13 protein-coding genes are annotated in these 14235 nt (G+C 61.2%); 8 read left to right on the forward strand and 5 right to left on the reverse strand.

The features are described 5' to 3' along the window. Positions 1-101: 101 nt before the first annotated feature. The 3 genes from PSH94_RS21510 to PSH94_RS21520 are packed head-to-tail and all read right to left on the reverse strand — an operon-like array spanning position 102 to position 2781. Entirely contained in the window at positions 102-869 is a 768-nt protein-coding gene (locus PSH94_RS21510; protein ID WP_305435727.1) for a heme ABC transporter ATP-binding protein, read from the reverse strand. Continuing rightward, positions 869-1906, reverse strand: a complete 1038-nt coding sequence (locus tag PSH94_RS21515) for an iron ABC transporter permease (protein ID WP_253509385.1) — start codon at positions 1904-1906, stop codon at positions 869-871. The genes PSH94_RS21510 and PSH94_RS21515 overlap by 1 nt, the downstream gene beginning before the upstream one ends. Continuing rightward, on the reverse strand, positions 1903-2781 hold the full coding sequence (locus PSH94_RS21520; protein WP_305435728.1) for a hemin ABC transporter substrate-binding protein: 879 nt from the start codon (positions 2779-2781) through the stop codon (positions 1903-1905). The genes PSH94_RS21515 and PSH94_RS21520 overlap by 4 nt, the downstream gene beginning before the upstream one ends. Positions 2782-2936: 155 nt before the next feature. On the opposite strand from PSH94_RS21520, the gene PSH94_RS21525 reads away from it, so the two are divergent. Next, positions 2937-3254 (forward strand): Rieske 2Fe-2S domain-containing protein, encoded by a 318-nt coding sequence (locus PSH94_RS21525; RefSeq protein WP_181079996.1) that lies wholly within the window; start codon positions 2937-2939, stop codon positions 3252-3254. On the opposite strand, the gene sfsA is transcribed toward PSH94_RS21525, so the two are convergent. After that, complete coding sequence (gene sfsA / locus PSH94_RS21530; protein ID WP_305435730.1) at positions 3251-3961, reverse strand: DNA/RNA nuclease SfsA; 711 nt, start codon at positions 3959-3961, stop codon at positions 3251-3253. The genes PSH94_RS21525 and sfsA overlap by 4 nt on opposite strands. After that, positions 3961-5133 carry a pyridoxal phosphate-dependent aminotransferase gene (locus tag PSH94_RS21535; RefSeq protein WP_305435732.1) on the reverse strand — a complete coding sequence of 391 codons (1173 nt, stop codon included), beginning with the start codon at positions 5131-5133 and terminating at the stop codon, positions 3961-3963. Before PSH94_RS21535 ends, sfsA begins: the two co-directional genes overlap by 1 nt. Positions 5134-5453: 320 nt before the next feature. On the opposite strand from PSH94_RS21535, the gene dksA reads away from it, so the two are divergent. The 7 genes from dksA to folK all read left to right on the forward strand — a co-directional run bounded on the left by dksA (position 5454) and on the right by folK (position 14100). Continuing rightward, positions 5454-5894, forward strand: coding sequence for an RNA polymerase-binding protein DksA (gene dksA / locus PSH94_RS21540; protein WP_034100675.1), 441 nt, complete (start codon positions 5454-5456; stop codon positions 5892-5894). An 83-nt stretch (positions 5895-5977) separates the two neighbouring features. Then, positions 5978-6865: a tRNA glutamyl-Q(34) synthetase GluQRS gene (gluQRS, locus tag PSH94_RS21545; RefSeq protein WP_305435733.1), complete on the forward strand. Its 888-nt coding sequence runs from the start codon at positions 5978-5980 to the stop codon at positions 6863-6865. 62 nt (positions 6866-6927) lie between these two features. Next, the gene (locus PSH94_RS21550; RefSeq protein ID WP_003176118.1) at positions 6928-7104 is read left to right on the forward strand and encodes a hypothetical protein; all 177 of its coding nucleotides are present in this window, start codon (positions 6928-6930) and stop codon (positions 7102-7104) included. Next, positions 7088-10042, forward strand: coding sequence for a sensor histidine kinase (locus PSH94_RS21555; RefSeq protein ID WP_181080000.1), 2955 nt, complete (start codon positions 7088-7090; stop codon positions 10040-10042). The genes PSH94_RS21550 and PSH94_RS21555 overlap by 17 nt, the downstream gene beginning before the upstream one ends. Before the next feature lie 22 nt (positions 10043-10064). Beyond that, positions 10065-11504 (forward strand): sigma-54 dependent transcriptional regulator, encoded by a 1440-nt coding sequence (locus PSH94_RS21560; RefSeq protein WP_181080001.1) that lies wholly within the window; start codon positions 10065-10067, stop codon positions 11502-11504. 692 nt (positions 11505-12196) lie between these two features. After that, positions 12197-13600, forward strand: coding sequence for a polynucleotide adenylyltransferase PcnB (locus PSH94_RS21565; RefSeq protein WP_181080002.1), 1404 nt, complete (start codon positions 12197-12199; stop codon positions 13598-13600). Between the two features lie 2 nt (positions 13601-13602). Then, a complete protein-coding gene (folK, locus tag PSH94_RS21570) occupies positions 13603-14100 on the forward strand; it encodes a 2-amino-4-hydroxy-6-hydroxymethyldihydropteridine diphosphokinase (protein ID WP_181080003.1) in 498 nt (165 codons plus the stop codon). Positions 14101-14235 lie beyond the last annotated feature (135 nt).

Genomic DNA, 14235 nt, shown 5'->3' on the forward strand with positions numbered 1-14235 from the left:
AAAGGCCCTTGGTTCGGGCGCTCAGATTATCTCCTCATCAGGCTAATCACGGTTATTTGACCCGGCTCTTGCCGGGTCTTTTTTTGCCTGCCAAACCCGTATCAGCGCGCGATGATCAACGGATGCCCGCGTTCCGGATGCGGCTGAACCAGCACTTCAAGCCCAAACACCGCTTTAAGGGCCTCAGGCTGCAGCACCTGCACCGGCGTGCCCAGTGCATGAGGGCGCCCTTGCGCCAGCAGTAGAATCCTGTCGCAGTAACGTGCGGCCAGGTTCAGATCATGCAGGATCACCAGCACCGCCGCCCCTTGATCAGCAAAGGAGCGGACCGCTTGCAAAATGGTGTGTTGGTGCAAAGGGTCGAGCATCGATGTGGGCTCATCCAGCAGCAGGGTCTGCCCCGCTTCACCTGGCCATACCTGCGCCAATACGCGCGCCAGGTGCACACGCTGACGCTCACCGCCGGACAAGGCGAGGTAACTGCGCGCGCTTAAATGCCCGATATCGGCGGCTTGCAACGCCGCCTTGATAATCTCGTCGTCACGCGCCTTGCCCGTCTGATGAGGCAGGCGCCCCATGCCGACCACGTCCTGGACACCGAAAGCGAAGTCCAGCGTGGACACCTGCGGCAACACCGCCAGGCGTTGCGCACGCTGCGCCCCACTCCATGCGCCCAGTGCTTTCTGATCCAGCCACACTGCGCCCTGATCCGCCTGCAATTCACCCGACAACGCCCCCAGCAATGTGCTTTTACCAGCACCATTGGGACCCAGTACGCCAAGCACTTCACCCGGCAGCAGGTCGAGGGTGACGCCCTCCAGTACGGTTTTGCGATCACGGCGGATCTGCAAGGCTTCAACCCGCAACATCAGGCGCGTCCTCGTAACAGCAAGTAGAGAAAAAACGGCGCACCGATAAACGCAGTCACAATTCCAATCGGCAACTCAGCAGGTGCCAAGGCCAGCCGTGCGACCAGGTCGGCAAACAGTAATAGGCTTGCGCCCGCCAACACCGAAGCAGGTAACAGCACCCGATGATCGGGCCCGGCCAACAGCCGAACCAGGTGCGGCACCACCAACCCGACAAAGCCAATCATGCCCGCCGCAGCCACCGCCGCGCCCACCCCCAAGGCAGTGCAGAACACCAACTCGCGTTTGAGACGTTCAACATCAATGCCCAAATGACCCGCTTCGGATTCGCCAAGCAGCAGCGCATTCAACGCCTTCGCCCGGCGCGGCAACCATAGCGCCACGCCGGCACTCACCAGCAGCAATGGCCACAGCCGCGAATAACTGGCGCCGTTCAGGCTGCCCAGGTTCCAGAACGTGAGCGTACGCAACGTCGCGTCATCCGCCAGGTAGGTGAACAATCCGACGGCCGAACCGGCGAGCGCAGTCAGAGCAATACCCGCCAGCAGCATGGTCGCTACATGGGTCTGACCATTGCGTCGCCCCAGGCGATAAACCAGCGCAGTCACCCCCAGCCCACCCAGAAACGCACACAGCGACAACAGGTAAGGGCCGAACACTTCCGGCAAACCGCCCAGCAACGTAGCACCGACTATGGCGACCGCCGCTCCCAGGGCCGCCCCGCTGGACACCCCGACCAATCCGGGGTCCGCCAACGGGTTGCGAAACAGCCCTTGCATCGCCACGCCCGACAGCGCCAACACTCCTCCGACCGCCAGGCCCAGCAGAGTGCGCGGCAGACGAATCTGCCCCAGAATCAGCTCAGCCTGCTCAAGCCCCTGGGCATCGAGCGGCACGCCCAGCAAGCGCAAAGCCGCACGCAGGGTGTCCCACAACGGCAGGCTCACCGGCCCCAATGCCAAAGACAGCCAGATCGCCAAGCCGCACAGCAGCGTCAAGCCGATAAACAAGGTGCGCGGTTTTACCAGAGTGCTCATCGGGCGGATTCAGTCGAGTCTGGATAAAACACCGCCGACAAGGCTTGCAGGCTCTGCGGCAGACGCGGCCCCAGCCCGCCGACCAGCAGGGTCGGGTCCAGCTCAAGCACTCGCCCACGCTTGGCCGCCGGTGTGGCCGCCAGAATCGGGTTTTCCTTGAACAACGCGGCACGCGCCGCATCACCGCCGAGCGCGCGATCCGCGAACACCAGGACATCCGGGCTCAACCCCGCCAGCGATTCCGCAGAAAACGGTTTGTAACCGGTGTGCGTCGCCAGATTCCGCCCACCCGCGTGCCGCAACACCCAATCCGCGACCGTGCCCCGACCGGCCACAAGCGGCTTGCCACCGGCATTGCCGACCAGCAACAACACGCCCGGCGCCTTGTGAGTGGCCTGCATCGTCGCAACGAGGGCTTCGTGCCGAACCAGCGCGTGTTCGTACTCACTGAACACCGCGTCAGCCTGGGCTTCGTTGCCGAGCAACTGACCCAAGTGACCGAGGTTGCTCTTCAACGTCTGCAAATCCGGCTGCGCCGAGAACAGCTCCACCTGCACACCTGCATTACGCATCTGTGCCAGCGCCGCCGGCGGCCCCATTTCCTCTGTACCTACAAGCACGTGCGGGCGCAGGCTCAGAACTCCCTCGGCGGACAATTGCCGCTGGTAACCGATGCTTGGCAATGCCTTGAGCGTTGCGGGATGCTGGCTGGTAGTGTCCACACCGACCAGTTTCGGCTCGCCGCCCAACGCCACCACCCACTCCGACAACGCGCCACCGGCACTCACCCAGCGTTGCGGCAGTTCAGAGGCCAGCGCCCCGTGGTTGACCAGCAGTCCGACAACAAGCGCAATAGCGCTGGCACTCAGGCGCATAACAGGGTTTCCTTCCAGGGGCAGGGCTTTTGAGGCTTGTCCGAGGTGACAGACGGGTTCCGACTGGCATCGAACGTAGCACCCCGTCAGCCAACGGGCGAAGCCGGCATTTGATAATTGTTTGCATTTGAACGTCAAGGCACTTAAGGATTGAAATGAAGTTTCTCTGCTCCTCCGCCGCGCTCGCGCCCAACACCAGCCTCGGTTTCAATATCGACGGTTGCACGTTATTGGCCGTGCGCCGCGATGGCATCGCTTACTTCTATATCAACCGCTGCCCCCATCGCGGTGTCGCGCTGGAGTGGCAGCCGGACCAGTTTCTCGACGACAGCGCCAGCTTGATACGGTGTGCCACCCACGGCGCGTTGTTTCTGATCGAAACCGGTGAATGCATCGCCGGGCCGTGCGCCGGTAGAAGCCTGGTCGCCGTGCCCGGCCGCGAAGACGCCCATGGCCTTTGGGTGGATGCCTAGTCGAGCAACACGTCCAGGCGGCGCTCCACGCAAATCTCCTGCGCCGTGACGCGCACGCCATACGCCAGCACTTCCACCCCGGCGGCCTTGGCCTCGCGTAATGCCGCACTGTAGGCCGCATCGATTTCCACGGCCGGGCGCACTGCGTCGATCCCCGACAGATTGACGCAATACAATTGCACGGCCCGCACGCCATCCCGCGCCAGGTGCGCCAACTCCCGCAGATGCTTGGCCCCGCGCTGCGTCACCGCGTCGGGAAAAGCCGCCACTCTGGAATCATCAAACCCCAAGGTGACGCTTTTGACTTCCACGTAGGCCGCGCCGTGGGGATAGTCCAAACGGAAGTCGATACGGCTTTTCTCCTGACCATACGGGACTTCGCGCTTCAGAGCGGTAAAACCATCCAGCTCGATGATGACCCCGGCGCGCAACGCCTCCTCCACCAACTGATTGGCGCGCGCCGTGTTCACGCAAGCCAGGCGGCCCTGAGGCGTTTCAGCGATTTCCCAGGTGCCGGGCAGCTTGCGCTTGGGATCATCGGAGCGGCTGAACCAGACCTGCCCGCCTTCGACCATGCAATTGAGCATCGAGCCGGTGTTCGGGCAGTGAATCGTGAGTAACTCGCCGGTAACGGTTTCGATATCGGTAAGAAAGCGCTTGTAACGACGAATCAAGCGGCCTTCTTCGAGGGGAGGATAAAAACGCATCAGCCTTGCCAACTCCGCAGACCACGGGCGATGCGTTGCACTGCTTCCTGCAGGCGCTCGGTGTTCTGCGTGTAGGCAAACCGTACGTGGTGGCTGGCCTGATAACGACCAAAATCCAGGCCGGGCGTAAATGCGACGTGCTCGGTTTCCAGGAAATGACGGCAGAATGCGAAGGCATCGCCGCCGAATGCGCTGATATCAGCGTACAAATAGAAGGCGCCTTCGGGCTCGACGGCAATACCGAAGCCCAACTCGCGCAATGCCGGCAGCAGGAAATCGCGACGGCGCCCGAATTCGGCGCGGCGCTCTTCCAGGATACTCAGCGTCTGCGGGGTAAAACACGCCAGCGCGGCATGCTGAGCCATGCTTGGCGCACTGATGTAGAGGTTTTGCGCCAACTTCTCCAGTTCACCCACCGCAGCGGATGGCGCCACCAGCCACCCCAAGCGCCAACCGGTCATGCCGAAATACTTCGAAAAACTATTCAGGACAAAGGCGTCATCATCGACCTCCAGCACACTGGCGGCGTCGGTGCCGTAAGTGAGGCCGTGGTAGATCTCGTCCACCACCAAATGGCCATCGCGCGCCTTGATCGCACTCGATAGCCCGGCCAGTTCGTCACGGGTCAGGATCGTGCCGGTCGGGTTAGCCGGCGATGCCACGAGGGCGCCCACGCTGTCCTGGTCCCAGTGCTTGGCCACCAGGTCCGCCGTCAGTTGATAGCGCACGTCCGGGCCCACCGGTACCAGTTGCGCCGCGCCTTCCACCAACCGCAGAAAATGCCGGTTACACGGATAACCCGGGTCTGCCAGCAGCCAATGCTTGCCGGGGTCCACCAGCAAACTGCTGGCCAGCAGCAACGCACCCGAGCCACCGGGCGTGATCAGGATCCGCTCGGGATCGACACTTAAACCGTAGCGTTGCTGATAGAACCCACTGATGGCCTCGCGCAGTTCCGGCAGGCCACGGGCGGCGGTGTAGCGGGTTTTGCCGTTGGCCAACGCAGCCTGGCCGGCCCGAATGATCGGCTCGGCCGTGGTGAAATCCGGCTCGCCGATTTCCAGGTGGATCACATCATGGCCCGCCGTCTGCAGCTCGTTGGCGCGCGCCAGCAACGCCATGACATGAAAAGGTTCGATGGCGCGACTGCGCGCACTGTAGGGCTGGGCCATTAGCCTTCCTTAACGGTGAGGACAAAATCAGGATTCTACCGAACCCTCGCGGTAAAACATGCTCTATTGCCTGCTCGGTCGTTCGAGATGAACCCGGCACGCGCCAGCAAAACGACTAAAATCAACATTCGAGGCGATCCATACCCAGCCACAGCGGGCTGCTGCAGTTTGCAACCCCTGGGCGGAGGGCTTCGACAACCGGGAGTGGCGCACCCTGAATCTATCTGGTAAGTTCGCCCGCTTGCAGCCGCAGGGCCGGCAGGTGTCGGTGACGTTGCAATCCTGCGCAATGGATTAGAAGAGTGAGAGGCGGTCTATTCATGTCCACCCAAGCAAAGCAACAGCAGCAGAGCCTCAGCGGCTTCACACCTTACGTCGAAACGAAGGGTGAGGAGTACATGGGCAAGCCCATGCGCCAGCACTTCACCAAGATCCTGCAAAAGTGGAAGCAGGACTTGATGCAGGAAGTCGACCGTACGGTTGACCATATGAAGGACGAAGCGGCCAACTTCCCTGACCCGGCCGACCGTGCCAGCCAGGAAGAGGAATTCGCCCTCGAGCTGCGTGCCCGTGATCGCGAACGTAAGCTGATCAAGAAGATCGACAAAACACTGCAACTGATCGAAGACGAAGAATATGGCTGGTGCGAATCCTGCGGCGTCGAGATCGGCATTCGTCGCCTGGAAGCCCGCCCAACCGCGGACCTGTGCGTAGATTGCAAAACCTTGGCCGAAATCAAGGAAAAACAGGTCGGCAAATAATCCTGCCGGGCTGAACGAATGGGGCGTGCTAACGCTCCATTTTTGTTTCTGGCGTTTGCCGATTTTCCAGTAGTATCCGGCCCATGACTGCCTCTACCTATATCGGGCGTTTCGCCCCCACGCCCAGCGGCCATCTGCATTTTGGTTCCCTGGTCGCCGCCCTCGCCTCCTACCTCGACGCCCGCGCCAACCATGGCCGCTGGCTGATGCGCATGGAAGACCTGGACCCGCCGCGCGAAGAACCCGGCGCCCAGACCGCGATTCTTCATGCACTGGAAAGCTATGGCTTTGAGTGGGACGGTGAACTGGTCCGACAAAGCGAGCGGCATGATGCCTACGCCAAAGTGCTGAACGACCTGTTCAACTATGGACTGGCCTACGCTTGCACCTGCTCGCGCAAACAACTGGAGCCTTATAACGGCATCTACCCCGGCTTGTGCCGTAACGCCGGCCATGACCTGCACGACGCGGCCATCCGTTTGCGCGTTCCCGAGCTGGAATACCACTTTACTGACCGAGTGCAGGGCAACTTCCGACAGCACTTGGGTCGCGAGGTCGGCGACTTTGTTATTCGTCGGCGCGACGGCCTCTACGCCTACCAATTGGCCGTGGTGCTGGATGACGCCTGGCAAGGCGTGACCGACATCGTGCGCGGTGCCGACCTGCTCGACTCCACACCGCGCCAGCTGTACCTGCAGGAACTGCTGGGCCTGCGCCAACCGCGCTACTTGCACGTACCGCTGATCGTGCAGCCCGATGGCAACAAATTGGGCAAGTCCTACCGCTCGCCGCCGTTGACACCCGACCAGGCCACGCCGTTGCTGTTAAGAGCTCTGCGCGCCCTCGGGCAGCAACCGGGCAGCGAACTGCTCTACGCCAGCGCGCGCGAGTTGCTCGATTGGGGTATCCAGCACTGGGATGCCACGCGCATCCCGCGCACACTCACGTTGGCGGAAGCGCACTTGAGCTGAAGGCGCTTGCAGCTTGCCAGCCATCCGTTACCATCGCGGCAGTTTTTTACTCAGAGGCCAACATGTACATCTATCGATTGGTCCTGCTGCTGGTCGTCGGGATCTACCTGTTTTCCCCCGCCATCATGGATTGGTGGATCGACGCCACGGGCGCCTGGTATCGCCCCTATCTGCTGTGGCTGATCCTGATCGTCGTGACTTTCATCCTGCAGAGCCAAAAAGATGCCGATGAGCTTTAGCCTCACCCAGATGTTGCTGATCAGCGCCGCCTACCTGGCCGCGCTGTTCGGCGTCGCCTGGATCAGTGAGCGCGGAATGATTCCGCGGGCGATCATTCGCCATCCGTTGACCTACACCTTGTCCCTGGGGGTCTACGCCAGTGCCTGGGCCTTCTACGGCACGGTGGGGCTGGCGTATCAGTACGGCTACGGGTTTCTGTCCAGCTACCTCGGCGTGTCCGGCGCGTTCCTGCTGGCGCCGGTGCTGCTGTACCCCATATTGAAAATCACCCGCACGTATCAACTGTCGTCCCTGGCCGACCTGTTTGCGTTTCGCTTTCGCAGCACCTGGGCCGGCGCGCTGACCACGGTGTTCATGCTGATCGGTGTGCTGCCCTTGCTGGCCCTGCAGATCCAGGCAGTGGCCGACTCCATCAGCATCCTCACCCATGAGCCGGTACAGCATCGCGTGGCCCTGGCCTTTTGCGCGCTGATCACCCTGTTCACGATTTTCTTCGGTTCCCGTCACATCGCCACCCGCGAAAAACACGAAGGCCTGGTGTTTGCGATTGCCTTCGAATCGGTGATCAAGCTGATCGCTATCGGCGGTGTCGGCCTGTATGCGCTGTACGGCGTGTTCGATGGCCCGCAGCAATTGGAGCTGTGGCTGCTGCAGAACCAGACCGCCCTCGCCGCCCTGCACACGCCCTTGCAGGAAGGTCCGTGGCGTACGTTGCTGCTGGTGTTCTTCGCGTCGGCGATTGTGATGCCGCACATGTACCACATGACCTTTACCGAGAACCTCAACCCCCGCGCACTGGTCAGTGCCAGCTGGGGCCTGCCGCTGTTCCTGCTGCTGATGAGCCTGGCGGTGCCGCTGATCCTGTGGGCCGGTCTGAAACTGGGCGCCACCACCAACCCGGAATACTTCACCCTCGGCATCGGCATCGCCGCCAACAGCCCGGCCCTGGCGTTGCTGGCCTATGTCGGCGGTCTGTCGGCGGCCAGTGGTTTGATCATCGTCACCACCCTGGCGCTGTCGGGCATGGCCCTCAACCACCTGGTGCTGCCGCTGTACCAGCCGCCGGCGGAAGGCAATATCTACCGCTGGCTGAAATGGACGCGTCGCGCACTGATCGTCGCCATCATCATGGCCGGCTACGGTTTCTATTTGATGCTCGGCGCCGGGCAAGACCTGGCCAACCTGGGCATCGTGGCATTTGTCGCCACCTTGCAATTCCTGCCGGGAGTGCTGTCAGTGCTGTACTGGCCGACGGCCAACCGGCGCGGCTTCATCGCCGGGCTGCTCGCGGGGATCCTGGTGTGGGTCGTGACCATGCTGCTGCCGTTGGTCGGCAACCTGCAGGGCTTCTACATTCCCTTGCTGAACATGATCTATGTACTCGACGACACCAGCTGGCACATGGCCGCAATTGCCTCGCTCGCCGCCAACGTCTTGATGTTTACGCTGATCTCGCTGTTCACTAACGCCAGCCCCGAGGAAACCAGCGCCGCCGAAGCCTGTGCGGTGGACAACGTGCGCCGCCCGCAACGCCGCGAATTGCACGCTGCCTCGCCCCAGGAATTCGCTACGCAACTGGCCAAACCCCTGGGTGCCAAAGCCGCGCAAAAAGAAGTCGAACAAGCGTTGCGCGATCTGTACCTGCCCTTCGACGAGCGCCGGCCCTACGCACTGCGCCGCCTGCGTGACCGCATCGAGGCCAACCTGTCCGGCCTGATGGGCCCCAGTGTGTCCCAGGACATGGTGGAAACGTTTCTGCCCTACAAGGCCGGGGGCGAAAACTACGTCACCGAAGACATCCATTTCATCGAGAGCCGCCTGGAGGATTACCACTCACGCCTCACCGGCCTGGCGGCCGAACTCGATGCACTGCGCCGTTACCACCGTCAGACCCTGCAGGAATTGCCCATGGGCGTCTGCTCCCTGGCCAAGGATCAGGAGATCCTGATGTGGAACAAAGCCATGGAAGAACTGACCGGCATCGCCGCGCAGCGCGTGGTGGGCTCGCGCCTGAATACGTTGGCCGAACCCTGGAAAGAACTGCTGCAGGGCTTTATCAACCTGCCGGATGAGCATTTGCATAAACAGCACCTGGCCCTCGACGGCCAGACCCGCTGGCTCAACCTGCACAAAGCCGCCATCGATGAGCCCCTGGCCCCCGGCAACAGCGGCCTGGTATTGCTGGTAGAAGACTTGACCGAAACCCAGATGCTCGAAGACAAACTGGTGCACTCCGAGCGCCTGGCCAGTATTGGTCGCCTGGCAGCGGGCGTCGCGCACGAGATCGGCAACCCGATCACCGGCATTGCCTGCCTGGCGCAGAACCTGCGCGAAGAACGCGAGGAAGACGGCGAAATCACCGAGATCAGCGGGCAGATCCTTGAGCAGACCAAGCGCGTTTCACGCATTGTGCAGTCGCTGATGAGTTTTGCTCACTCCGGCGCTCATCAGAATCAGGACGAAGCGGTGTGCCTGGCCGCGGTGGCACAGGATGCCATCGGGCTGCTGGCCTTGAACCGGCGCAATTTCGAAGTCCAATTCTTCAACCTGTGCGACCCGGATCATTGGGTCGACGGCGACTCACAACGCCTGGCCCAGGTACTGATCAACCTGTTGTCCAACGCCCGTGACGCCTCACCGCCCCACAGTGCGGTACGCGTCAAGAGCGAGGCTTTCGAGCACACGATCGACCTGATCGTGGAAGACGAAGGCAGCGGCATTCCACAGAACATCATGGACCGACTATTCGAACCCTTTTTCACCACCAAGGATCCGGGTGAAGGCACCGGTCTGGGCCTTGCACTGGTCTATTCCATCGTTGAAGAGCATTATGGACAAATCACCATCGACAGCCCGGCTGACACCGAAAGCCAACGCGGCACCCGTATTCGGGTGACTTTGCCGCGTCATGTCGAAGCGACGTCCGCTGTGAACTGAGACCGTCGAGAGAATTGAATCAATGCCGCACATTTTGATCGTCGAAGACGAAACCATTATCCGCTCTGCCCTGCGTCGCCTGCTTGAACGTAATCAGTACCAGGTCAGCGAAGCCGGCTCGGTACAGGAAGCTCAGGAGCGCTTCAGCATTCCTACGTTCGACCTGATCGTCAGCGACCTGCGCCTGCCGGGCGCGCCTGGGACCGAGTTGATAAAACTCGGCCAGGGCACGCCGGTGCTGATCATGACCAGCTACGCCAGCCTGCGCTCGGCGGTGGACTCCATGAAGATGGGCGCGGTGGACTACATCGCCAAGCCTTTCGACCATGACGAAATGCTTCAGGCAGTGGCCCGCATCCTGCGCGACCGGCAGTCGGCCGGCAGCGTGCAGGCCGAACAACGCCCCGCCGGCAAAGCCACCAACGGTGCCGAAAAGCCCGGTGTGGACAACAGCAATGGCGAGATCGGCATTATCGGCTCATGCCCGCCGATGCAGGACCTGTACAGCAAGATCCGCAAAGTCGCGCCTACTGACTCCAATGTACTGATCCAGGGTGAGTCCGGGACCGGTAAGGAACTGGTAGCCCGCGCCCTGCACAACTTGTCCAAGCGCGCCAAGGCACCGATGATTTCGGTGAACTGCGCGGCGATCCCGGAATCGCTGATCGAATCCGAACTGTTCGGCCACGAAAAAGGCGCCTTCACCGGTGCGAGCGCTGGACGCGCCGGCCTGGTGGAGGCGGCGGACGGCGGCACGTTGTTCCTCGACGAAATCGGCGAACTGCCTTTGGAAGCCCAGGCGCGTTTGCTGCGCGTGCTGCAGGAAGGCGAAATTCGCCGGGTCGGTTCGGTGCAATCGCAGAAGGTCGATGTGCGTCTGATCGCCGCGACCCACCGCGACCTCAAGAGCCTGGCCAAGATTGGCCAGTTCCGTGAAGACTTGTACTACCGCCTGCACGTGATCGCCCTCAAACTCCCGGCGCTGCGTGAGCGCGGCGCCGACGTCAACGAAATCGCCAGTGCCTTCCTGCAACGCCAGAGTGCGCGCATCAACCGAACCGACCTGAAATTTGCTCCGGATGCCGAACAGGCTATTCGGCATTACTCATGGCCGGGTAACGTGCGCGAGCTGGAAAACGCCGTGGAGCGCGCGGTGATCCTGTCGGAAAGCCCGGAAATCTCCGCCGAGCTGTTGGGCATCGATATTGAACTCAGTGACCTGGAAGACGATGAGTTCATCGGCCTTGCCCCACAGCAGGGCGCGGCCAGTAACACCAGCCATGAGCCGACGGAAGATCTGTCGCTGGAAGATTACTTCCAGCATTTCGTCCTGGAGCATCAGGACCATATGACCGAGACCGAGCTGGCGCGCAAATTAGGCGTAAGCCGCAAGTGCCTGTGGGAACGACGTCAGCGCCTAGGCATTCCGCGGCGCAAGACCGGCGTGGCCAGCGAAAGCTGAGGCGCGTACGCAGGTAACACCGAAGAATGTGAAAAAACTGTTACCGCAGACAATTCGCGTAACAAAAGCCGGGGCTTACGGTAACGAAGCCCCGGCTTTTTTTCGTCCGTCAAAAAGCCGAAACCACCTCAAACCCCCGGTTTTACTGGGCTTTGAAAAAGTTGGCACGCACCCTGCTATATGCTTAGTACAAAAACAATAACAAGCTTTGTACAAGACAATAAAAATAAGACGAATCGACTCACGCATAACAAAAACAACACGGCGGAGGCGCAGCTAACTGATTCTTTTGGAGAGGCGTTGCATTTGGGGCTTGCCCCGCAACCAGGCCGAGAACAACAAAAACTGCCCTAAGGCAGAGCCTGAACTGGTTGGATCGTAGATCAGCAACACAGCGACCAAAGCAATCCGTTTGCTCTTGACTCCCGATTGGGAGTGTCATGAAGGTGAAGCTTCATGGCGAGGGCGATCAACAAAAACAAGAAGCCCGACCAATAATAAAAATAGAGCACGCAACTACTTCTGGGGGAGCTTCGGCTCCCCTTGTAGTTTCCGCGATTTGACGTTCCAGAGCCTATGGCGCAATGCCTGTAGCTTGTTCCTACACCATCCCCTGACTAAATGCTAGAATCCCGGCCCATCATGCGGTCATTCTTCGTTATGGCCGAACATTCCTTCAAACAGTGCATCCCATGCTGAAGAAGTTGTTCCAGTCATTCCGTTCTCCCTTGCGTCGTACGCAACACAAACGCAGCACGCCTGAAGTGCTCAACAGCAGCCAGCATTCGTTGCAGCGCGCTCAGTTCAGTCGTTATGCGGTGAATATCGTCGAACGTTTGCAGAACGCCGGCTACCAGGCTTACCTGGTAGGCGGTTGCGTACGCGACATGCTGCTCAATATCACGCCTAAAGATTTCGACGTGGCCACCAGCGCCACGCCCGAACAAGTGCGTGCCGAGTTTCGCAATGCGCGGATCATCGGTCGCCGGTTCAAGCTGGTGCATATCCACTTTGGCCGAGAAATCATCGAAGTCGCCACGTTCCGCGCAGGCCACCCGCAAAACGATGAAGAGGAAGACACCAACCAGTCTTCCCGCAACGAAAGCGGACGCATCCTGCGTGACAACGTATATGGCACTTTGGAAGAGGACGCGCAGCGCCGCGACTTCACCATCAACGCGTTGTATTACGACCCGGTCAGTGAGCGCATCCTCGACTACGCCAACGGCGTGCACGACATTCGCAACAACCTGATCCGCCTGATCGGCGACCCGACCCAGCGCTACCAGGAAGACCCGGTACGCATGCTGCGCGCCGTGCGCTTCGCCGCCAAGCTGAACTTCGGTATCGAAAAACACACCGCCGCGCCGATCCGCGACCTGGCGCCGATGCTGCGGGAAATCCCCTCGGCACGCCTGTTCGAGGAAGTCCTCAAGCTGTTCCTCTCAGGCTACGCCGCCGACACGTTCGAAATGCTTGTCGACCTGCAGCTGTTCGATCCGCTGTTCCCGGCCAGTGCCGAAGCGTTGGAATACAACCCGACTTACACCCACACGCTGATCAGTGAAGCGCTGATCAACACGGACCTGCGCATCAAACAAAACAAACCGGTGACCCCGGCCTTCCTGTTTGCCGCGCTGTTGTGGCCCGCCCTGCCAAAACGCGTGCTGCGCCTGCAGGAACGCGGCATGCCGCCGATTCCGGCGATGCAGGAAGCCGCTCACGAATTGATCACCGAGCAGTGCCAGCGCATCGCCATCCCTAAACGTTTTACCCTGCCCATCCGCGAGATCTGGGACATGCAGGAGCGCCTGCCGCGTCGCAGCGGCAAACGCGCCGATCTATTGCTGGAAAACCCACGCTTCCGCGCCGGCTACGACTTCCTCCTGCTGCGCGAAAGTGCCGGGGAGCAGACCGACGGCCTGGGCGAATGGTGGACCGACTATCAGGACGCCAACGACAGCGGGCGACGCGAGATGATCCGTGAGCTGGGCAGCAAAGGTGATGCCGCCGGCGAAGGACCGAAAAAACGGCGTCGCAGCGGCGCCAAGCGCAAACGCAGCGCCGCCGATGCTTCGGGCGCCGCAGGCGAATAAGCGTGGAACGTATCTACATCGGCATGGGCAGCAACCTGGCTGCCCCGGACCAGCAGCTGCACAGGGCAGTCCAAGCACTGGCCGGCCTGCCCGGCACTGCCCTCGCCGGCGTTTCCGCTTTCTATCAAAGCGATTCCCTGTTGCCCGGCCAACCGCGCTATACCAACGCGGTCGCGGCCTTGGACAGCGATCTGGCGCCACTGGACCTGCTCGATGCACTGCAAGCCATCGAGAATGACCAGGGTCGCGAACGCCTCGAGCGCTGGGGCCCTCGCACGCTCGACCTGGACATCCTGTTATTTGGCGATCGCCTGATCGACGAGCCGCGCCTGAAGGTGCCCCATTACCAGCTGCACCTGCGTCCGTTCGTGTTGTATCCATTGGCGGAACTGGCGCCTGCCGAGCTGCAATTGCCGGATGGCAGACGCCTCAGCGCCTTGCTGGAAGCCTGCCCGTTTGTCGGCCTGGAACGGCTCCCCGTTGCTGAATCGCGTCAGTAACAGCGGTAACACCGCCATCGTAACAATGCGGTAACACATCCAATTGACTTCCCGTGTCCTCCTCACGACTATAGGCGTCCTGCTGCCGCCAACCCGGCGCTAAAGGGCGCAATCCAGGCCTTATAAGCACTGCTA

The sequence above is a fragment of the Pseudomonas sp. FP2254 genome (assembly GCF_030687695.1).
Lineage (GTDB): Bacteria > Pseudomonadota > Gammaproteobacteria > Pseudomonadales > Pseudomonadaceae > Aquipseudomonas > Aquipseudomonas quebecensis.